General features: G+C 52.7%; 17 protein-coding genes, 1 tRNA gene and 1 pseudogene. 13 read left to right on the top strand and 6 right to left on the bottom strand.

The genetic code is table 11. From position 1 onward, the window contains the following. Positions 1-179 precede the first annotated feature (179 nt). Positions 180-1421 (top strand): lytic murein transglycosylase, encoded by a 1242-nt coding sequence (locus AB9F29_RS00400; protein ID WP_369754218.1) that lies wholly within the window; start codon positions 180-182, stop codon positions 1419-1421. A 24-nt stretch (positions 1422-1445) separates the two neighbouring features. Here AB9F29_RS00400 and AB9F29_RS00405 read toward each other — a convergent pair whose 3' ends face one another. Next, entirely contained in the window at positions 1446-2294 is an 849-nt protein-coding gene (locus AB9F29_RS00405; protein ID WP_369754219.1) for a LysR substrate-binding domain-containing protein, read from the bottom strand. A 113-nt stretch (positions 2295-2407) separates the two neighbouring features. Between AB9F29_RS00405 and AB9F29_RS00410 the strand changes: the two genes are divergently transcribed. The 4 genes from AB9F29_RS00410 to AB9F29_RS00425 all read left to right on the top strand — a co-directional run bounded on the left by AB9F29_RS00410 (position 2408) and on the right by AB9F29_RS00425 (position 5457). Further along, on the top strand, positions 2408-3112 hold the full coding sequence (locus AB9F29_RS00410) for an SDR family oxidoreductase (RefSeq protein WP_369754220.1): 705 nt from the start codon (positions 2408-2410) through the stop codon (positions 3110-3112). Between the two features lie 127 nt (positions 3113-3239). Beyond that, a complete protein-coding gene (locus AB9F29_RS00415) occupies positions 3240-3944 on the top strand; it encodes an ABC transporter permease (RefSeq protein ID WP_369754221.1) in 705 nt (234 codons plus the stop codon). Continuing rightward, positions 3938-4654 carry an ATP-binding cassette domain-containing protein gene (locus AB9F29_RS00420; protein WP_369754222.1) on the top strand — a complete coding sequence of 239 codons (717 nt, stop codon included), beginning with the start codon at positions 3938-3940 and terminating at the stop codon, positions 4652-4654. The genes AB9F29_RS00415 and AB9F29_RS00420 overlap by 7 nt, the downstream gene beginning before the upstream one ends. Then, positions 4651-5457 carry a substrate-binding domain-containing protein gene (locus tag AB9F29_RS00425; RefSeq protein WP_369754223.1) on the top strand — a complete coding sequence of 269 codons (807 nt, stop codon included), beginning with the start codon at positions 4651-4653 and terminating at the stop codon, positions 5455-5457. Before AB9F29_RS00420 ends, AB9F29_RS00425 begins: the two co-directional genes overlap by 4 nt. A 10-nt stretch (positions 5458-5467) precedes the next feature. On the opposite strand, the gene rhaI is transcribed toward AB9F29_RS00425, so the two are convergent. Both rhaI and AB9F29_RS00435 read right to left on the bottom strand, forming a co-directional pair. Beyond that, positions 5468-6742, bottom strand: a complete 1275-nt coding sequence (rhaI, locus tag AB9F29_RS00430; RefSeq protein ID WP_369754224.1) for an L-rhamnose catabolism isomerase — start codon at positions 6740-6742, stop codon at positions 5468-5470. A gap of 12 nt (positions 6743-6754) precedes the next feature. Then, a complete protein-coding gene (locus AB9F29_RS00435; RefSeq protein ID WP_369754225.1) occupies positions 6755-8857 on the bottom strand; it encodes a bifunctional rhamnulose-1-phosphate aldolase/short-chain dehydrogenase in 2103 nt (700 codons plus the stop codon). A 189-nt stretch (positions 8858-9046) separates the two neighbouring features. On the opposite strand from AB9F29_RS00435, the gene AB9F29_RS00440 reads away from it, so the two are divergent. From AB9F29_RS00440 to AB9F29_RS00475, 8 genes are all read left to right on the top strand, one after another. Next, positions 9047-9850 (top strand): DeoR/GlpR family DNA-binding transcription regulator, encoded by an 804-nt coding sequence (locus tag AB9F29_RS00440; RefSeq protein WP_335586503.1) that lies wholly within the window; start codon positions 9047-9049, stop codon positions 9848-9850. A 35-nt stretch (positions 9851-9885) separates the two neighbouring features. Next, the gene (gene rhaS / locus AB9F29_RS00445) at positions 9886-10881 is read left to right on the top strand and encodes a rhamnose ABC transporter substrate-binding protein (protein ID WP_335586502.1); all 996 of its coding nucleotides are present in this window, start codon (positions 9886-9888) and stop codon (positions 10879-10881) included. Between the two features lie 84 nt (positions 10882-10965). After that, a complete protein-coding gene (locus tag AB9F29_RS00450; RefSeq protein WP_369754226.1) occupies positions 10966-12501 on the top strand; it encodes a sugar ABC transporter ATP-binding protein in 1536 nt (511 codons plus the stop codon). A 4-nt stretch (positions 12502-12505) separates the two neighbouring features. Next, on the top strand, positions 12506-13489 hold the full coding sequence (locus AB9F29_RS00455; protein WP_039004491.1) for an ABC transporter permease: 984 nt from the start codon (positions 12506-12508) through the stop codon (positions 13487-13489). After that, positions 13486-14490 carry an ABC transporter permease gene (locus tag AB9F29_RS00460; protein ID WP_039004490.1) on the top strand — a complete coding sequence of 335 codons (1005 nt, stop codon included), beginning with the start codon at positions 13486-13488 and terminating at the stop codon, positions 14488-14490. Before AB9F29_RS00455 ends, AB9F29_RS00460 begins: the two co-directional genes overlap by 4 nt. Further along, positions 14487-14804 carry an L-rhamnose mutarotase gene (locus tag AB9F29_RS00465; protein ID WP_335586500.1) on the top strand — a complete coding sequence of 106 codons (318 nt, stop codon included), beginning with the start codon at positions 14487-14489 and terminating at the stop codon, positions 14802-14804. The genes AB9F29_RS00460 and AB9F29_RS00465 overlap by 4 nt, the downstream gene beginning before the upstream one ends. Beyond that, positions 14801-16168 (top strand): FGGY-family carbohydrate kinase, encoded by a 1368-nt coding sequence (locus AB9F29_RS00470; protein WP_335586499.1) that lies wholly within the window; start codon positions 14801-14803, stop codon positions 16166-16168. Before AB9F29_RS00465 ends, AB9F29_RS00470 begins: the two co-directional genes overlap by 4 nt. A 203-nt stretch (positions 16169-16371) precedes the next feature. Next, positions 16372-17118: a hypothetical protein gene (locus AB9F29_RS00475; RefSeq protein WP_369754227.1), complete on the top strand. Its 747-nt coding sequence runs from the start codon at positions 16372-16374 to the stop codon at positions 17116-17118. On the opposite strand, the gene AB9F29_RS00480 is transcribed toward AB9F29_RS00475, so the two are convergent. From AB9F29_RS00480 to AB9F29_RS00490, 3 genes and pseudogenes are all read right to left on the bottom strand, one after another. Continuing rightward, complete coding sequence (locus AB9F29_RS00480) at positions 17115-18254, bottom strand: glycosyltransferase 61 family protein (protein ID WP_369754228.1); 1140 nt, start codon at positions 18252-18254, stop codon at positions 17115-17117. The genes AB9F29_RS00475 and AB9F29_RS00480 overlap by 4 nt on opposite strands. A gap of 1440 nt (positions 18255-19694) precedes the next feature. Next, positions 19695-19771, bottom strand: a tRNA-Met gene (locus AB9F29_RS00485). Positions 19772-20136: 365 nt separating this feature from the next. Next, positions 20137-20232 (bottom strand): annotated as a pseudogene (locus AB9F29_RS00490) (integrase core domain-containing protein); the annotation flags it as partial. Positions 20233-20452: the final 220 nt, after the last annotated feature.

Raw genomic sequence — 20452 nt, forward strand, 5'->3', positions numbered from 1 at the left:
TATTCTATTCAAACAGGATCACAAGGGCGGTATCCGCGGTTGATTGCCTGAAAGGCGTTTTGGAATGTTTCCGATTGAGCCACAGTAGGTTCGCGTTTAACACACAGAGGCGCGGTAGTATTCTCTGCTGAATCTGAGTGAGAATTTATTTCTCAAGGACATTTCGGAAGGACCCTCGAATGAACATGACACGCAGATGGATTGTGAACGCGGGTTTGGCCGCGTTTTTGGCGGGCTGCTCTTCGGGCGGTGGGCGTCGCGACGTTGGCGGCCTTGTTGTGGATCCGGGGCTGCGTCCTCAGGCCAACGCAGGGTACGACGCATGGGTCACTTCCTTTCGCTCGCGGGCACAGGCGCAGGGAATCTCGCAAGCCACTCTCAACGCTGCGTTTCGCAATGCGGGCTTCCTGCCAGGGGTGGTTGAACGGGATGGAAATCAAACGGAATTTTCCCGCTCACTCGAAGATTATTTGGCCATTGTTGCCTCCAATGACAAAGTCATAGAGGGGCGCTCCAAGCTTCAGCAGCGTGCAACGCTCTTCTCGGATATTGAAGCGCGCTACGGCGTGCCCGGACAAACTACGGACGCGATTTGGGGAATGGAAAGTAACTATGGCGCGCGCCGTGGCGACATTTCGGTCGTTTCGGCGACGTCGACCTTGGCCTATGACGGTCGCAGGGGTGTCTTTTTTGAGAAGCAACTTATCGCGGCTTTGCAAATCCTTCAGCGCGGCGATGTCGCCCCCGATAATCTGGTCGGAAGCTGGGCGGGCGCGATGGGGCACACACAATTTATCCCCACAACATTCGCCGCCTATGCTGTAGATTTTGAAGGCGACGGACGGCGCGACATTTGGTCTGATGACCCCACCGATGCCCTTGCTTCTGCGGCGGCATATCTTTCTGCATCTGGTTGGAAACGGGGGCAAATCTGGGGCCTTGAGGTCATTTTGCCATCAGGTTTCAATACGTCCCTCGCAGGGCGTGGAAAGCGGAAATCAGCGGCGGAGTGGGGTGCGCTTGGCGTCAAAGCTGCGCGTGGATCGATCCCAAATCACGGCGGGGCCGCGCTCTTACTGCCAGCAGGGACCACGGGACCAGCCTTTCTAGTGTTCCAAAACTTCGATGTCATCCTACGCTATAATAACTCGGTGAATTATGGCATCGGCGTTGGGTATTTGTCGGATCGGATTGCCGGCGCAGGCCCCTTGGTGACAAGCTTCCCACCTGACAGCAACGGCATGACGATTGATGATCGTCGCAAACTACAGGAACGCTTGACCGCACGGGGGTTTGACACCGGCGGAAGTGATGGCGTCATTGGTCCCAAATCCCGCGATGCCATTCGGGATTATCAACGCAGCGTCGGCCTGTCGATGACGGGCGACCCGTCGCTAGATCTCCTCCGACGGCTCGGATAAAACTATGGCTAGCCGCCCCAAATTCTAGCGGGGCGGCAGAGCGCCCAAAAGCCAGTCGCGTACCGCAACGCTCGCAGTTTTCTGCGCGGCGTCTTTTGGCCACACGAGGTAAAACCCAATGTTATCGCTGGCGGGGAGGGACCACAGCACTTGCTGGGCTTTGTCTGTCAAGTTGACGAAAATATGCGGGATAAGCGCAATCCCTTGGCCGTTTTGAGCGGCATCCATCGCGAGTGCTGTCTGGTTGAATTGAAGAAAGCGGCGCTCTGGTGCGATTTCTTCGGCATTAATCAGGGCATCCCAGTGTTTGTGGCTATCCTGAATGAGGGTGTAGCGGGCGAAGTCTGATACGCTGGTAATCGGCAGATCATGGTGCCCTATTGCGACAAGGTTTAAGGGGGCAAAAAGGGCCCAGTCGAGATTTTCGGCAAAGGGCGGCGCGCCTTGACGGATCGCCAAATCAATTCCGTCGTTCTTAAAATCAGCGAGGCCTTCCTCGGCGCGAATTTGCAGCTCTATTTCTGGGTGCGCCCGCTCAAAATCAGGCAAGCGAGGCACCAACCATTTTGTCGCAAACGATGGCGGAACACTCAGTGTAATGCGTCGCCCGTCTGGTTTGAAAATTGCCGTTGCCTTGGTAATAATAGCCAACGCTTGGTGGATTGCTCTGTGATAAGTCTGGCCTTGTTTGGTGAGTTTCAAGCCGCGCGGCAAGCGTTCAAAAAGCGGCTGCCCCACGTCAATTTCCAATTGCCGAACCCGTTGTGCGACGGCCCCTTGCGTTAGGTTTAACTCTTCGGCGGCAAGGCGAAAATTTTGATGGCGTGCTGCGGAATCAAACATTTGAAGGGTGTTGAGGTTGATGTTTCGCACTGTAGCTCCAACTATGCAGTAGATTTCCTACAGTCTGGCGCGACAAGACATGATTGGTCAAGGGGTGTTTCTCGCGGGATACTCGGTCCAAATCAACAAATAGGACATACATCATGACACACTCAAAAGTCGCCCTGATCACAGCCGGCGGAAGCGGCATCGGAGCAGACGCCGCGCGCCATTTGTCCCAGCAGGGATTTCACGTCGGCATCCTGTCATCTTCGGGAAAAGGCGAAGCCTTGGCGAATGAACTCGGCGGAGTCGGTGTCACAGGCTCCAATCTTGACGGCGATGCGCTTCAATCCTTAGTGGATCAAGCGATGGCTAAATGGGGCCGCATCGATGTGCTCATTAATTCCGCGGGGCACGGCCCAAAGGGACCTATTTTGGATATCAGCGACGATGAATGGCACCTCGGGATGGAGGCGTATTTGATGAATGTGATCCGTCCAACACGTCTTGTGACGCCGATCATGCAGTCCCAGAAAACTGGCTCAATCATTAATATCTCAACCTACGCGGCGTTCGAACCCGATCCGCTTTTCCCGACCTCTGGGGTTTTTCGTGCGGGCCTCGCGGCCTTCACCAAGTTATTTTCCGACAAATATGCGGGCGATCAGGTTCGGATGAATAATGTACTTCCAGGCTTCATCGACAGCCTTCCCGAAACCCAAGATCGCCGCGCGCGCATCCCAATGGGTCGCTATGGTTCGGTCAAGGAAGTCTCGGCCCTCATCGCCTATCTTGCGTCCGACGCCTCTGCCTATACGACTGGACAAAATTTCCGGATTGATGGTGGGCTCACACGTTCAGTCTAAAGAAAATTCCCTTTGGGCGGATAATTTCCCTGCCCAAGGGTGGATATCGCTTTGAAACTGTCATTGAATGGGCGACAACGTTGAAAAACCCCCGGTATTTTGGGGAGTAGTAAGGTTGTAATGGCGCATGACGGAGATTTTTGAAGGGTTGAAGGCGGCTTTGCTTTTGCTCATCACCTTTGACAAAGACCTAGTCGACATCACTCTGCGCTCGCTTCAAGTTTCGCTTAGCGCGACGCTTATTGCTTCTATTATTGCTTTGCCGTTTGGCACGTGGCTTGCAATTCGTCGGTTTCGATTGCGGCGCACGGCGATCGCAATGTTGAACGCGCTTATGGGGCTCCCGCCCGTCGTGGTCGGCCTGTTTGTCTACTTGCTGTTCTCGCGTTCGGGGCCGCTTGGGGTGCTCGGATTGCTCTTTACGCCCACGGTGATGATCATCGCCCAAGTGATTATCATTGCGCCCCTTATTGCCTCCATTGCGCATCAAAGCATGCGCGAACTCTGGGCAGAATATCACGATCTTCTGATCTCGATGAACACATCCCCACGCCAGCGCATCGCGACACTGCTGTGGGATGGCCGGCGCGCCTTGTTGACGGCCTCCCTTGCCGGATTTGGGCGTGCGATTGGCGAAGTCGGTGCGATCATCATTGTTGGCGGGAATATCGACCACGTCACGCGGGTTCTCACGACGGCAATTGCCTTGGAAACGGGGAAAGGCGATTTTGCGCTCGCAATGGGGCTTGGATTTGTTTTGATCGGATTGGCTGTGGTGGTGAATCTCGCCATCCACGGGCTAACCCGCACCGAAAGGGAGGGGCGATGGTGACGTCTATTTTACCGTTGAACCTCAACGAGGCCGTGGTTTCGCGTAAGGGAAAACGCCTTATTGGCCCCGTGACTCATGAGGTTTCCGGCGACGGAATTACGATAGTATTGGGGCCGAATGGCGCTGGGAAAACCACGTTTCTTCGCTTGATGCACGGCGTTGAGCGCGTATCACAGGGGAGCGTAAATTGGGCGCAACCTATCGAAATTGCTGAAAACTCCCAATCCTTCGTCTTCCAAAGCCCGATCATGCTGCGTCGCAGTGTTGAGCAGAACCTTATGTATCCTCTCGATCTGTGTAAAACTCCGAAAACGGAGGCCAAGGAGCGCGCACGAGAATGGGCCTCGCGCATTGGATTGCTCGCGAAACTGGATCAACAGGCACCGCGCCTATCTGGCGGCGAAAAACAAAAGCTGGCCCTTGCCCGTGCGCTTATTCGGCGTCCAGAAGTGCTCTTTTTGGATGAACCCTGTGCCAGCCTAGATGGGCATGCGACACGCGAAATTGAAAAAATCCTTCTGGACACGGCCGCATCCGGCACGCGTATTCTGATGGCGACCCATGACTTGGGACAGTCCCGCCGTCTAGCAACAGATGTCGTATTCATGTTGGCGGGGCGTATTCACGAAACAGGCCCAGCCGCGCAATTTTATGCGACACCAAAACACACTGAAACCAAAATGTTTTTGAACGGAGATATTGTAGAATGAAACCCATCGTTTTTGCGGGACTCGTCCTCTTACTGACAACCAGCGCCGCATTTTCAGACAGCATGAAAATGGCTGTTACGACGTCATTTCACAACTCCGGCCTGTCCGATATTTTGCTGCCAGCGATCAAGGAAGATCTCGGCTTTGACGTAGAATTGCTCGTGGTTGGAACAGGGCAAGCCTTGCGTCTGGGCGAGGCGGGCGACGTGGATGCAATCCTTGTGCACTCCCGCGGTGCCGAGGAGAAATTCCTTGAGGAAGGCTATGGCACACACCGCCGCGAAATCATGTACAACGACTTCGTTTTTATTGGTCCCAAGGCAGACCCCGCCAAAATTGCAGAAGCAAAAGACGCAACCTCAGTTCTCGAAAATATTGCGACATCTGAGGCCATTTTTGTGAGCCGAGGCGACGACAGTGGTACCCATAAAAAAGAACAATCCCTGTGGGAGAGTGCGGGTGTCGACCCAAAGGCTGGCGGCGATTGGTACCGCGAGCTTGGGTCTGGCATGGGGGCCACGCTGAATACGGCGGCGGGAATGGACGCCTATGTTATGTCAGATCGCGCGAGTTGGTTGAATTTTGGCAACAAAGCGGATCTTGAACTTCTGTTCGCGGGCGACCCCGCTTTATTCAATCAATACGCCTATATCCCCGTGAACCCAGAATTGCATCCACACGTCAAATCCGAGATGGTGGAAACATTGGAAGGGTGGCTCACAGGGGAGCATGCGAAAATGTTAATCGATGGCTACACCATCAATGGCGAGACATTGTTTACCTTCAATGCCTCCCCAATGTGATCGCTTCTCTCTAGACGATACCGCCTCCTGCACCACTGACTTGTGGACGTATTGCCGAGACTTGCGCGCGGTAGTTTGAGGCGCGGTAGGCGGCAACGGGATCGATTGCGCCTCCGGCTTCAAGACGGGCCATTGCGAGAATTGGTTCTACGTCGGTGCGGAAACCATGCTTAAGAGTTGTGGTTGCCATGAGGGCGTCGTTGCCTTCTTGGAAACCCTCAAGCGCGGTTCGATCCACCAAAAGCGCCTGCGCATAGGCGCGCTGAACTTCGGTGGCAGACACCATGAGGCTTTCGATGGGGTCCGTCACATTGTGGCTTTGATCGAGCATATGCATCGGGTTGAAGTCGGGGTTGTTCTCAGCTTCGACCAACTCGTTGAACACAAGAAACAAACGGTAAGGATCAATGCTTCCCGTATCGAGATCGTCATCGCCGTATTTGCTATCGTTGAAGTGGAAGCCGCCAAGTTTGCCAAATTGCGTTAGACGCGCGACAATCATCTCGATGTTCACATTCGGCGCATGGTGGCCAAGATCAACGAGGCATTTTGCTTTGTCGCCCATCTGTTGCGCGATCAAAAGGTTGGTGCCCCAATCCTGAACGACAGTTGAGTAAAACGCGGGTTCGTACATTTTATGCTCGGTCAGCAAGGTCCAGTCTTCGGGCAGCGCGTTATAGACCTGACGTGTGGCCTCAAGGTAGCGCTCAAATTGACGGGTGAAATTCGTCTGTCCGGGGAAGTTTGAACCATCGCCAACCCAGATCGTCAGGGCCTTGGACCCGATTTCACGTCCCAAGGCGATACAGGCGATGTTATGGTCAACGGCTTGTTGACGGGTGGCAGCATCGGTGTGCGAAAGCGAACCAAACTTATAGCTATGCTGTTGATTTTCCTGATCCTGAAAGGTGTTGGAATTCATTGCGTCGAACGTCAGGCCAACTTCCTCGGCTTTGCTATTGAGGTCTGCCGCGGGCTGCGCATCCCACGGGAAATGCAGCGAAACGGAGGGGGTGGCGCGGGTAAGTTGGTTGATGACCCCACAATCATCAAGCTTGTCGAAAATATCGCGTGGCTCGCCGGTTCCAGGGAAGCGCGCAAAGCGAGTACCGCCCGTGCCGACGCCCCAACTCGGGACGGCCACGCCGTATTTCGCAACCTTGGATTTGATCGCTGCGATGTCAATTCCGCGCCGATCAAGGGCTTCGCCAAGGGCGTCGTAATCTGCCTTAAGCTTAGCGTTTGCAGCATCGTTTGCTTGGGCGATGATATCAGATTTGATCATAAATTCGCTCCTTTAGCGGGTGAAGGCTTGGACATTGCCAGCATCCACATTGATGATATTGCCCGTCGATTTGGACGAAAGGTCGGAGGCAAGGAAATACGCGGCTTCGGCGATATCCTCAGGCAATACAGAGCGTTTGAGCATGGAACGCTCGCGATACATTTCCTCAAGCCCGCTTTTGTCAGTGCCGTAAGTGTCTGCGCGTTGATCAAGCCAATCGCCTTGCCAGATTTTGGACCCTTTCAGAACCGCGTCTGGATTGACAACATTTACTCGAATGCCGCTTGGCGCGCCTTCCAGTGCCAAGCAGCGGGCAAGGTGAATTTCGGACGCTTTGGCCGTGCAATAGGCCGAGGCATTGGGCGAAGCGGCCAAGCCGTTTTTGGAGGCGACAAAGACAATCGCGCCCCCCATTTTCTGCACGTTGAACACGTTGAACGCTTCGCGGCTCACAAGGAAATACCCCGTCGAAAGGATCGACATGTTCTTGTTCCAAAGCTCGAGCGTGGTTTCTTCAATCGGGGCCGAACTTGCGATTCCCGCGTTTGACACCAGAATATCCACGCCGCCAAATTCTGCCGCAATTGTGGAATAGGCGTCAATCACTGCGGCCTCGTCGGTCACGTTCATATTGACCGTGCGCACGACATCTTTTGAGTATCGCTCTGCGAGGATCTCGGCGGTTTCCGCTAAGGCTGCGTCGTCGATATCCGCCAGCATCACACAAGCGCCTTCGCGCAAATACCGCTCCGCCGTGGCTGATCCGATGCCCCCCGCGCCACCCGTGACAAGGGCGACCCGTCCTGCAAGCGATTTCGGTGTAGGCATGCGTTGTAGTTTGGCTTCTTCGAGCAGCCAATATTCGATGTCGAAGGCCTCTTGCTCGGGTAGGCCTTGGTACTCAGAAACCGCGTCCGCACCGCGCATTACGTTGATTGCATTGACGTAGAATTCGCCAGAAATCCGCGCCGTTGCCTTGTCTTTGGCGAAGGTGATCATGCCAACGCCTGGAACAAGATAGACCACCGCATTTGGATCGCGCAGAGCAGGGCTGTTGTCGTGTTTGCACCGTTCGTAATAGGCTTTGTAACCCTCGCGGTATTCAGTCACAGCAGCTTCCAAGCCAGCCAATGTTTTGTCGATATCGGGGTTGGCGGGGTCAAAGTCGACCACAAGCGGGCAGATTTTTGTGCGCAGAAAATGGTCGGGGCAGGAGGTTCCAAGGGCGGCCAAACGCTCCATATCAATGGCGTTTACAAATTCCAAAACCGCATCATTGTCGGTGAAATGGCCGACCATATGCTGCTGGCCCGATACCATGCCGCGAATGGCTGGCATCAAACGCGCCGCTGTTGCGCGGCGTTGATCCGCCTTGAGGCTCATGTGTTTTTCGCCCCCAAAGGCTGTCTTGCCCGCGGTTTCCTTGGCGAACCAATCCATCGCGGCTTGAATGATCTCAAGAGTTAGATCGTAGCAATCCCGAGCGTCATCCGCCCATGTGAACAGCCCGTGACTCTCTAGAACCACGCCCTTTGCATCAGGGTTTTTGGCGCAGAAATCCGAGAGCCAAAGGCCCAATTCATACCCCGGTTTTTTCCATGGCAACCAGCCGATGCTATCCCCAAAGACCTTCTGTGTCAGTGCTTTGCTGTCTTTGGCCGCTGCAATCGCGATGATTGCATCGGGGTGCATGTGATCGACGTGTTTCGCGGGGACATAGGCGTGCAACGGTGTGTCGATGCTGGCCGCGCGCGGGTTCAGGTTGAACGTGCAATGGGGCAGGAGACCGACCATTTCATCCTCAAACTCCACGCCGCGATAGATACCACGCAATGCATTCAGCTTTTCCATATAGAGGGTCGAAAACCCATCCATCTTGATTGAGCCAACATCGCCCCCAGAGCCCTTGACCCAAAGCACCTCGGCCATATCGCCTGTGAGCGGATCTTTTTGCATAACTTTCGCGGAAGTATTGCCGCCACCGTAATTGGTGATTCTTTTGTCCGACCCCAAAAGATTGGAGCGATAGAGCAGTTTTTCTGGCTCGCTCATTTTTGCGGCGTGCTCTGCATCCCATTTGTTTTCAAGGCGTTGAAGGTCGGTGCTTTTGGTCATTGTTGTCTCCATGGACGACAGGAAAAGAGTTGATTACTTGAGGGTAATCTGACGGGAAGTAGCACTCAGGTCAATCACTTTCAGTCATAATCAATCATGCTGCAGTGCAGAATGATTGATTATGATAATTAATGATTGACAATTAGTCGCGACTCGCCGAACGTTAGAGCAACCCAAAGGGGAAGAAGTATGCACGAGAAAGACCGTCACCGCGTTATCCTATCCGCCGTTCAGGATCGGTCATTGCTGACCGTTGTTGATCTGTGCGCCTTGACGGGTGCCTCTGAGGCAACCGTGCGTCGGGACATCAATACACTCGATGAACAAAAGCGTTTGCGCCGTGTACGGGGCGGGGCCGAAGCTCTAACGGCGGCTCCCTTTGTGGGCCTTTCTGGTCGTCCCTATTCCGTGAATGAAACGATGAACAACGCGGCGAAACAAGCAATCGCGGCAGCGGCGGTGGACCTTTGCGAAGACGGAGAGCCGATCATCATTAACGGGGGCACGACCACGTTTCAGATGGTGCATCCGTTAGCGTCACGGCGGATGCAGGTCTTTACTAACTCCTTCTCCATTGCGGAACATTTGCTAAAGAATTCGCGCAATACGGTGATGCTTTCGGGGGGAATAATCTACCGTGAGCAAAATATCGTTTTGTCGCCTTTTGACAACGACGTGACACGTAATTTTTATGCGCGCCGTATGTTTATGGGGGCGCAGGGCATCGGCCCACTCGGTTTGATGGAGCAAGACCCCTTGCTTATCCAAGCTGAACAAAAACTGATCGGACAGGCGGACGAATTGATCGTTCTGGTCGATAGTTCCAAATTCGCAAACCGTTCCAGCCTTGTGCTTTGCCCGCTGAAACGGATCGATACTCTCATCACAGACGACGGCATCGACGACCGCACGGCGGCGATGTTGGAGGCGGCGGATGTGACACTAATCGTCGTGCCCTCGGGGACGGCGCAAAAAGAAGGGGTGGCTTCATAGCTTGCCCAATTTAACCACTCTTAAGGGAGGAAACCATGAGTGTACTTAAGAAACTAGCTGCTTCGGCGGTTATTGTCTCAGCAATGTTCGCAAGCCCCGTAATGGCTGCGGAAAATGTTCGAATCGCACTGGTCGTCAAGGCGCTCGGTATCGGCTTTTTCGAAGCTGCCGCAGAAGGCGCTCAAGAGGCCGCCGACGAGCTTGGCAATGTCGAGATCATCTATACGGGCCCAACAGACACAACAGCCGAAGGCCAAATTGAGGTCATTAATGCGTTGATCGCGCAGAATGTCGACGCGATTGCAATCTCCGCGAATGATACCGACGCCCTTGTGCCTGCATTAAAGCGCGCCATGGACCGTGGAATCACCGTCATCAGCTGGGATTCCGGCGTGGCAGCAGAGGGGCGTCAATTGCACCTCAACCCATCCTCAAACCCTTTGATCGGCAATATGATCATCAAGCTAGCTGCAGATCACTTGCCTGATGGCGGTGAAGTTGCACTGCTTTCGGCTACGACAACATCGACCAACCAAAATATCTGGATGGAAGAGATGAACAAAGTTATGGGCGACTATACGGGCATCGAAGTTGTTGCTACGGTTTACGGCGATGACCTTGCTGATAAATCCTACCGCGAGGCCACAGGCCTTATGCAATCCTATCCTGACCTCGACGCAATCATTGCGCCAACATCTGTTGGCATCGTTGCAGCCGCACAAGCGGTGGTTGACGCAGGAAAAGTTGGCCAAGTGAACGTAACCGGCCTTGGCTTGCCGTCGGAAATGGCCGGAGCCATCGAAAGCGGCGCGTCGCAATCCTTCGCGATTTGGAACCCAATCGATCTGGGCTATTCCGCAACAATGTTGGCCTATGAGTTGAGCCAAAATGGCGTTGTCGCTGCTCCCGGCGCGGAAATCCCCATGGGCCGCATGGGCAATTTGACACTTGATGACGCCAACGAAGGCGCGATGGCTGATCCGTTTGTTTACGACGCCAGCAACATCGAAGCCTTCAAGTCGATCTTCTAAGATTGCTTGCATAATCTGGTCTGGTGCGGGTGTCCTGCGCCAGACCCTTTCAAAAACCCCCTTCATTTTCGAAAGAGTGCCGACATGACAGAGCGTGCAGCACCAGCCAATACGCCCGTTGTCTCAATGGATGCCATCACCAAAATCTTTCCGGGCGTGAAGGCGTTGGATCAGGTCACCCTTGATCTTTATCCGGGTCAAGTGACTGCTCTTGTTGGGGAAAACGGCGCTGGGAAGTCCACGACCGTCAAGATTCTGACAGGCATTTACCAACCGGATGGCGGCACAATCCGCATCAACGGCGAACCGATTACCTTCAGCAGCCCAAATGCGGCGTCCGACGCTGGCATTACGGCGATCCACCAAGAAACCGTGTTGTTTGATGAGTTGTCCGTGGCAGAAAACATCTTCATCGGCCACGCTCCACGCACAAAATTTGGCCTAATCGACAAGGCCGAAATGCAACGTGCGGCGCAAATACTCCTCGACGAAATCGGCGCACCTTTCAGCACCAATGCACAGCTCCGCGACCTCGGAATTGCGAGCAAACACCTCGTTGCGATTGCCCGCGCTCTTTCTGTCGACGCGCGTGTTGTGATTATGGACGAACCTACAGCGGCCCTCTCTCATAAAGAGATTGAGGAGTTGTATGAGCTGGTTGAAACGCTCAAATCCCAAGGCAAAGCGATCCTGTTTATCAGCCACAAATTCGATGAAATTTTCCGCATTGCCGACCGCTACACCGTATTTCGCGACGGGACGTTTGTAGGCGACGGACTGATCTCTGACATCGACGAAAACGCGCTGGTCAAAATGATGGTTGGTCGCCCTGTGGAACAGATTTTTCCTGACCGCAAACACGATATCGGCGAGGAAGTTTTGCAGGTGGTCGGATATGCGCATCCAACGGAATTTGACGATATCGGTTTCTCCCTCAAGCGTGGCGAAATTCTTGGGTTCTACGGGCTTGTGGGGGCAGGGCGCTCGGAGTTTATGCAGTCGCTGTTCGGTATTACAAAACCCACCAAGGGTGTGTGCAAAATCAATGGCAAAATTCGCGTCATCCGCTCGCCTGCGGATGCGGTCGCCAACGGGATCGTTTACGTGCCCGAAGATCGCGGTAAACAGGGCGCAGTGATCGGCCTGCCAATTTTCCAAAACATCACGTTACCGTCGCTCAAACGCACTTCACGAAATGGCTTTTTGCAACTCGCCGAGGAATTCAAACTGGCACGTGAATATGCAGAACGGCTCGATCTGCGGGCGGCCTCACTGGATCAAGACGTGGGTAATCTCTCTGGCGGGAACCAACAAAAGGTGGTCATTGCGAAATGGCTCGCCACTCAGCCACAGGTCATCATCCTTGATGAACCCACCAAAGGTATCGACATCGGGTCAAAAGCGGCGGTGCATGAATTCATGGCGGAATTGGCCTCGCAGGGACTTTCCGTTATTTTGGTCAGTTCCGAAATCCCAGAAGTGATTGGCATGTCCGACCGTGTGATCGTAATGCGCGACGGGCTGATTGCGACGGAACTTTCTGGTGATGACTTGCGCCCTGAAACCCTCGTGCGTTATGCTGCTGGCATCTCTACGGCACCCCAAAATCAGGAGGCATAGGGCTATGCTATCTCGTAAAATCCCCGTGCGCGAAACTATCCTAGCGGGTGCCATTGGCCTCTTGCTTATCTTGGCCGCATCGCGATTTAGTGGCTTTGTCGCCCCTGCGAATCTTGCCAATGTCTTCAATGACACCGCCCCGTTGATCATACTGGCCTTGGGCCAAATGGTCGTTATTTTGACCCGTTGCATCGACCTCTCGGTCGCGGCAAATCTTGCACTCACAGGTATGGCCGTGGCAATGATCAACGTGGCTTTTCCCGACCTGCCCATTCCAGTGATCATTGCGATTGCCATCCTTCTTGGCGGGCTGATGGGGGCGATTAACGGTATCTTGGTGTGGAAACTGTCGATCCCGCCCATCGTGGTGACACTGGGTACAATGACAATCTTTAGGGGCATGATCTTTTTGATTTCCGACGGAAAATGGGTCAATTCCCATGAGATGAGCGCCTCTTTTACCGGCTTCCCGCGCGCTGAAATTCTTGGTTTGCCAATCCTCTCTTGGGCTGCAATTGTGGCCGTCGTCATCTTTGCTGTGGTGATGTCGCGCACGCCTTTAGGTCGGTCGATCTATGCCGTGGGGGGGAATCCACACGCGGCCGTTTACACTGGCATCAACGTGGGCAAAACGCAGTTTTTTGCCTTTGTGATCTCCGGCGCACTGGCTGGCCTCACTGGGTATCTTTGGGTGGCGCGTTATGCCGTGGCCTATGTGGATATCGCCGGTGGGTTTGAACTCGAAGTTGTGGCCGCTTGCGTGATCGGCGGCATTTCGATTGCGGGTGGGATTGGCTCGGTCGGCGGTGCCGTTTTGGGAGCCCTCTTTTTGGGGGTCGTGAAAAACGCGCTTCCTGTCGTCAATATCTCTCCGTTTTGGCAGTTGGCCATTTCTGGTAGCGCTATCCTGATCGCCGTGGCCTTCAACGCCAGTGCGGGCCGCACCAAAGGCCGCATCATCCTCAAATCAGCGGAGAAATCCACATGAGTGATACGTTAGCGCCCCTGCGCAATATCCCCGACCGCCTGAACAGCCGCGCTTTTCGCACGTTCCGGAGTTGGGAAAGCCTCCTGCTTGCCGTTGCAGTCGCCATTTTTGTGGTCAACAGCTTTACCTCGCCCTATTTTCTAAACGCTTGGAACCTGAGCGATGCAACGTTCAATTTCACCGAAAAAGCGATGATCGCTTTTGCAATGGCCCTGTTGATTATCGCAGGGGAGATTGATCTTTCGGTGGCCTCCATCATTGCGCTTGCAAGTACGGCAATGGGCTTGGCGGTTCAACACGGGGCTGGAACGCCTGAACTGGTGGCGATTGGCTTGACGGTCGGGCTTTTGTGCGGGGCGTTCAACGCGGTTTTTGTTACCGTTTTAGGCCTCCCGTCGATTGTTGTGACCATCGGCACTATGAGCCTGTTTCGCGGGATCAGCTATATTATTTTGGGCGACGACGCCTTTCGGGGCTACCCAACAAGCTTCGCATGGTTTGGGCAGGGCTATATTTATTGGGTCTTCACCGTCGAGATGCTTTTCTTCGTTATCATTGCGGTGATCTATGGCGTGTTGCTGCATAAAACCAGCTTTGGTCGCTCGGTTTATGCCATTGGTAACAATCCCACTGGCGCACTCTTTAGCGGCATTCGCGTGCAACGGGTGAAGTTCATCCTGTTCCTGCTTACGGGATTGATGTCGGGCGTGGCCGCGATTTGCCTCACGTCCCGCCTTGGGTCTACCCGCCCAAGTATCGCGCAGGGGATGGAGCTTGAGGTGGTCACCATGGTTGTTCTTGGCGGTGTCAATATCCTTGGTGGGTCTGGCTCCATTCCCGGTGTTGTTATCGCGGCTTTCGTCATGGGGCTTGTCACCTTTGGGCTGGGCCTGTTGAATGTGCCAGGCATCGTCATGTCGATATTCATCGGCCTGCTTCTGATCGGTGTAATTGCATTGCCGCGGCTATGGACTATGGCCGCAAGGGCGAAGAAACGATGAGCGAACGGTATGTTTTTCGGATGCGTCTAAACGTGGGAATGGCGAACGAGTATCAGCGCCGCCACGATGCCATTTGGCCCGAGCTTGTCGCGCTTTTGCACGAGGCAGGGGTGAGCGACTATAGCATCCATTTTGATGCGGAAACCAACCTGTTGATTGGAATACTCCTTCGCTCCGACGGGCATGGAATGGGCGCGCTTGCGGACCATCCCGTGATGCAAAAATGGTGGGCGCATATGGCGGATATAATGGAGACAGAGCAGGGCGGCGCACCAGTTGCCACGCCCCTCCCAATGTTGTTTCACATGCAATGACGAAACCGCGCCACATAGCCGTTATCGATATTGGCAAGACCAACGCGAAACTGGCGCTTGTTGATCTTTCGACCCTAAAAGAAATTGCTGTTGTCACCCGCCCCAATACCGTTCTGGCGGGGCCGCCTTGGGCGCATTTTGATACCGAAGGGCATTGGGAATTCCTGCTGGCCGCGCTCAAGTCGTTTCATCGTGAACACGGTGTGGGCGCGATTTCGGTCACAACCCACGGGGCGTGTGCCGCATTGCTCGATGCTCAGGGCGCCTTGGCAGCACCCATTCTTGATTACGAACATCCGATCCCCGCGGAAATTTCGGCGCGGTATGATGCCTTGCGCCCCCCCTTCTCGCAAACTGGATCGCCGCGCTTGGCTCACGGGCTGAACGTTGGCGCGCAACTCCTTTATCAGTTTTCTCAGGACCTAGATTTAAACGCGCGTACGGCGCATATCGTTGGGTATCCACAATATTGGGGACATCGGCTTACTGGTGTCGTGGCGAATGATGTGACGTCCATCGGCTGCCACACGGACCTATGGAACCCGCATGAATCGCAGTTTTCTGACCTCCCACAGCGACTTGGTATCGAACAAAAAATTGCGCCCGTGCATAAATCCGGCGACGTTCTGGGCACGCTTCTGCCTGAAATCGCGATGGTCACTGGCCTACCAGCCAGCACCCCCGTGGTCTGTGGCATTCACGATTCAAATGCTTCTTTGTATCCGCATTTACTAACGCAAAAGGCCCCATTTTCGGTTGTTTCAACGGGCACATGGGTGATTGCGATGTCCGTCGGTGGGGGGAGTTTTGCCAATGATCCCAGCCGCGACACCCTGATCAATGTGAATGCTCTCGGAGATATGGTACCTTCTGCGCGCTTCATGGGGGGGCGAGAATTCGAACTAATTCAGAACGGGCACCCCTTCGAGGCGTCCGAAAGCGACGAGCAAACCGTGTTGTCAGGCGGGATCAAGTTGCTGCCGGCCGTTGAAATCCAAAGCGGGCCGTATCAAGGGCATGAAATGCAGTGGCATGGCGGTGAACCCGCTGAAGGTTCAGGGGTGCGGGCGATTGCACTGTCCTATTATCTAGCCCTCATGACGCAAACCTGCCTTGGCCTCACGGGGGCCAAAGGGCCAACTATTGTTGAGGGCCCCTTCGCGCGTAACCCATATTTCCTCGACATGTTGGGTGCCGCAACGGGCCGCCCGATCTTTCGAAGTCATTCGGCGACTGGCACGAGCATTGGGGCCGCGCTTTTGTGCGGGGCCTCTAATGCGATACCTTCGCCGGATGTAGTCGCGCCGTCAAAACAAGTGGATAGCCTCACAGTATACGCGCAAGCTTGGCTGCGTTTGACCTGAACACTATCGATCGAGATCAGAAAAACTAAGCCAACACATCACAGTCGGTGGTTACGTCTTTATCACCGAAATCCATCGTTTGGGATGATCTCTTCTAGTCCGGAAAAGATACTGGAAATACAACACTTAAAGTCAGTGGAAGTGAAGGTGCACTTGCGGTAAAAGGGGCGACGACGCCCTTTCCTTCAAATCTAGGAATATACATGTTCAATATTTCGACCGACGTACCCTATACGCGCTTTTTGGCTCGTCTGCATCAAAGCATGACATTTGAATGGTACATGGAGGTCGGGTGTCGAACTGGTCGAAGTTTTGCCGCGGTACGGGGCAAAACGATCGCCGTTGACCCATTTTTTAGAATTAAAAATGATGTAATTTCAGAAAAACCAGCCCTGCTCCTGCTTCAGAAAAAAAGTGACGATTTTTTTGCTAGCGGACTATTGGAATCCATTGGCGTGAAGCTAAGTTTTAGTTTTTTGGACGGGATGCATTTGATGGAATTTCTCCTGCGGGATTTCATGAACACAGAAAAAAACTCATTGCCGGGTGGCGTTATTGCACTTCATGATTGCTGTCCGTTCTCATTTGAAATGACAACGAGAGATGTCGAGAATGCACCACGAGATGCATGGACTGGGGATGTTTGGAAACTTATTCCGATCCTCAAAAAGCATAGGCCTGACCTCAAAATTACCGTGCTGGGATGCAAACCAACCGGCCTCGTTTTTGTGCATAATCTGAATCCAGAATCCAAAGTATTGCATTCAAAATATGATGAAATCGTTTCGGAGTGGCAGGACCCTACTCTGGAAGAATATGGCGTCTCCAAATTCAATGAAACCTTCTCATACACACCATGTGAAAGCTTTGTCGACGGCGGGTACGAGATATTTGATAAGGTACGACTTTCTGTAGATTCGGTAGCCAAACCAGAATTTGTATCGCCTTAAGCTTTTTTTCGATTTCGTCGAATTTCTGCAAGAAACTCGGAACGTTCGTCAGCGGTTAGCATTTTTTGGTCCGGTAAAACTCCGGCACGTAACGATTGCTCCTGTTCCTCATGCGAGGGGGAAGCCCATGCAATTTTCGGATCAATGAGGGCTTCTGCCACCAGTCTTTCTTGAAGCGCGTTAAAATCCAACAGGGACACAGACAAATGGTCAGACCGGATTGGGGGCCAATAAATATCCGATATGGAGTTGATGATGGAGATTCTAGGGCCGGGGCGGGAGTAAAGTTGGTTGCTTATCAAATCAGGTAATTTCTCGCGTCTGTTGATGATCGCAACCTGTTGAAACCTTCTGCATATCAGCGAGTACAAATGCAGCGACGAAGATTCTGCAAAGATTAATTTCTCTGCACTTTGAAAGGTTTGTACCTGCTTAGTTATGCTGTGTTGTTCAGGTGCAAAAACTTCATACCCCTGTGCTTGGAGTAGTTTTTCAAGGTGCTCTTCACAAGCAAAGCGTCCGTATTTCGGGCCGAAATTAGAGCGGGTTACATAGATTTTTCGACCCTTGATCACAGGCCCTTTTGTCGGAAACTTTTGATCGATCCATTCAAAGAAGTGTTTCGTGCCATACCCGCTAAACCGCTCTCCAAATAAATCCGCAGATGTATAGATCTCCTCGAAAAAAAAGGGGCCCTTTGAGATGATAAATTCGTTTTTTATGCCAAAGGCGTCCAAGATAGGTTGGATATGTGGGTAGAGTTTTCGATTGGATTTCCTTTTGGGGAGAAAAACAATCCTGGTATTTTCAGGCAAATTACTAAGGGCCCAAAGTCGCCCTATCGAATTAAGTAAAATATGACCAAATTGTTCGGTAATAAGGCCAGCAAATAGGACCGGATCAGATATCGTTTTCACGTCGGTAGGAACATCGACTTGGGCTTGAGATGTGGTCATGAGTTGCGCTGAAATAACGTCACTATTGGGAAGCGCGTTAAGCTGTTTATCGTACAATCCAAAACGACGATGGTTCCGGTTGATGTCATCACCGGACAAGTAAAACCCCGAATGAGGCCCCGAGATTTCGGGGGGTGTCGTCGTTATAAACGGCTCTCCGGTGATTGCAGTCGTCGTCATATATAACGTGCCCTTCGTCAGGGTATTGGAACTGAGATTGTTCTTAACAAGCAGAAAACTTGTCTCGTTCGATTGGCTTCTTTATGCCAGTGCAAAAGCTGTGACGCAAGCGCCACATGTTCCTACAACGCACCGCCCGTCTAGCCATTAATAAGGTTGGATTCGTCGTGCAAAGGATCCCGTCTCCCCTCGCATGTTAGGCCGCGCTTCGTTGAAATGCCCAGGGGATTTTCCCGTTTAGTTGCGAATGCGGCCGCCATCTTTTTTTTGCAAATCCTCGATGTAAGCTCCCCGTTCTTGCTTTGGGGTCAATCTTGTTCACGCTATCAGACTGACATCCGTCCAACACTTCTGTACCCTCTCAGTATGTCCGTTTCACTTGGGTCGCTGAGGGCGTCAACGCAAAGTTTCCTTACGGAATTACTGCACAGCGGATCAGTGATGGGCGTGGTGATTATTGGGTGCTGATGCATCAGATCTGAAGAATAGCATTCTGCTAGAGCATCACTTCCTGCCCGGCGATCTCAAAGCTCAAATCGAAACCTTTGTCGCGCGCTAGCGATCCTCCTTGACCAGCTGGTGGCGCATGCATCACTAGAGAGGGGTGAGAGTCTGAACAAAGTCTAACCCGCCGACGGCTACTTCCGACGCGACAAACACATTCTACAACAAAGTAAAAGGATCAAGCGTAAATCGCTCGAAGCGCGGCGCTTGCATCACCGCTAGCGCGCCGGATAATGAGACCAACCAGATGAGCCGAATTCCCTCTTAGTTTAGGTAGCTCTTGGTTCCAAAAAAAACTGACGACGGACATCCCCGGATTGGCCATTCGTTGAACGCGACGATGTCTTTATACAAAGAGGTTTCACCGCTCGGAAAGGTTTTTTTCAAAAACAGCTTAGTGGATGGTGGAGCGCTTACGGCATTTCCATGGGCGTACAATTTGGTTCAGATGGCTCTTTGGATGACGTTCATGTTGCTATGAATCAAGTGTAGTTAGTGTCGCCCGCGAAGCAATTTTGTGATGGCGAAGAACGGCCCTGATGGTGTTTAGAAATGGCGTACAAGTGAAAGCAGTTCCGAATCCGGCCTCTGATATTTTGCCACTCGATAACCACTTCGTTTACAGAGCAGGCCTTCTTTCAATTTGCCTAAGTCCAATGTGGGAGCAGGACGAATGCACAAATGATCAGTCATCTTTTTTGGAGTATTCGTTTCAATTGCCAATTCGTAGGTAGTGTTTCCCTAATTCCAAACGGTCAAGTAAGCGCGCTGGAAAATCTCCTCTACAATGTAGGATTTGACCTTAATTCAGATCATTAGGTTTGTCTCAGGGTGGCTTAAGAAAAAATGAATCACATTGTTGGATACAATGCGGGTTCAAAGCCAATTCGCATTTCTATTAAGGTGGTGGTTTTATTTGGTAAACTATTGAAGTTTTGGTAGCGGAGGAGGGACTTGAACCCCCGGCACGCGGATTATGATTCCGCTGCTCTAACCAACTGAGCTACTCCGCCATACTGAATGGCTGTTTAGGTAAATGTTTGGATAAGGTCAAGCGATGAATTTGAAGAAAACACAGACTTTTTGGAATAGAAAAAATCTTGATGATCGGTTGCCCTAAAGGCGAATCCTTATGTGGGGAGTCAAAACCGTTCCCAGGAAATTCATAACCAAGTAGCATCATGCGATAAACATAAATACACATGTATACTGAATGACCTGTTCCCCTAAGTGGCCGCTAATGTGAGTTAGTCCAGCTCAGGTTTGGCCTTTCTTTGGTCTGTTAACATATCCAGCTGGTGACATGCCAGCGAGGCTGGAATGCGGGCGGTGTTAGTTGTCGCGATGCACTATGCCGCCACTAGATTGCGGGCAGGCCCAGTTTATCGAATAGGTGCTCGTTCGGGCATTCATCTGTCATACGTCCATTGAAGCTTTGGAAAAATCCGTTCTGCATTGGTTTGCCATGGGCGATTTAATACCCTTCGACTTTGCGGTCTTCCTGCCATTTCAGAATTGCGCTACCTCTCAGTTCGGTGCCGTTAATGCTGACCACACTGCAAGGGTTCACTTGAAATCACGGACTACTTCTGGTCATCTTTAGGCGAACGCAGTTGCATTCAAGCACGCCTCTAAGTCTAGTGAACTTTCACGTGTGTTGCTATGAACGACTGAATTGATCGTCCATTCATAAT

Source organism: Falsihalocynthiibacter sp. S25ZX9 (assembly GCF_041205405.1).
Lineage (GTDB): Bacteria > Pseudomonadota > Alphaproteobacteria > Rhodobacterales > Rhodobacteraceae > Falsihalocynthiibacter > Falsihalocynthiibacter arcticus.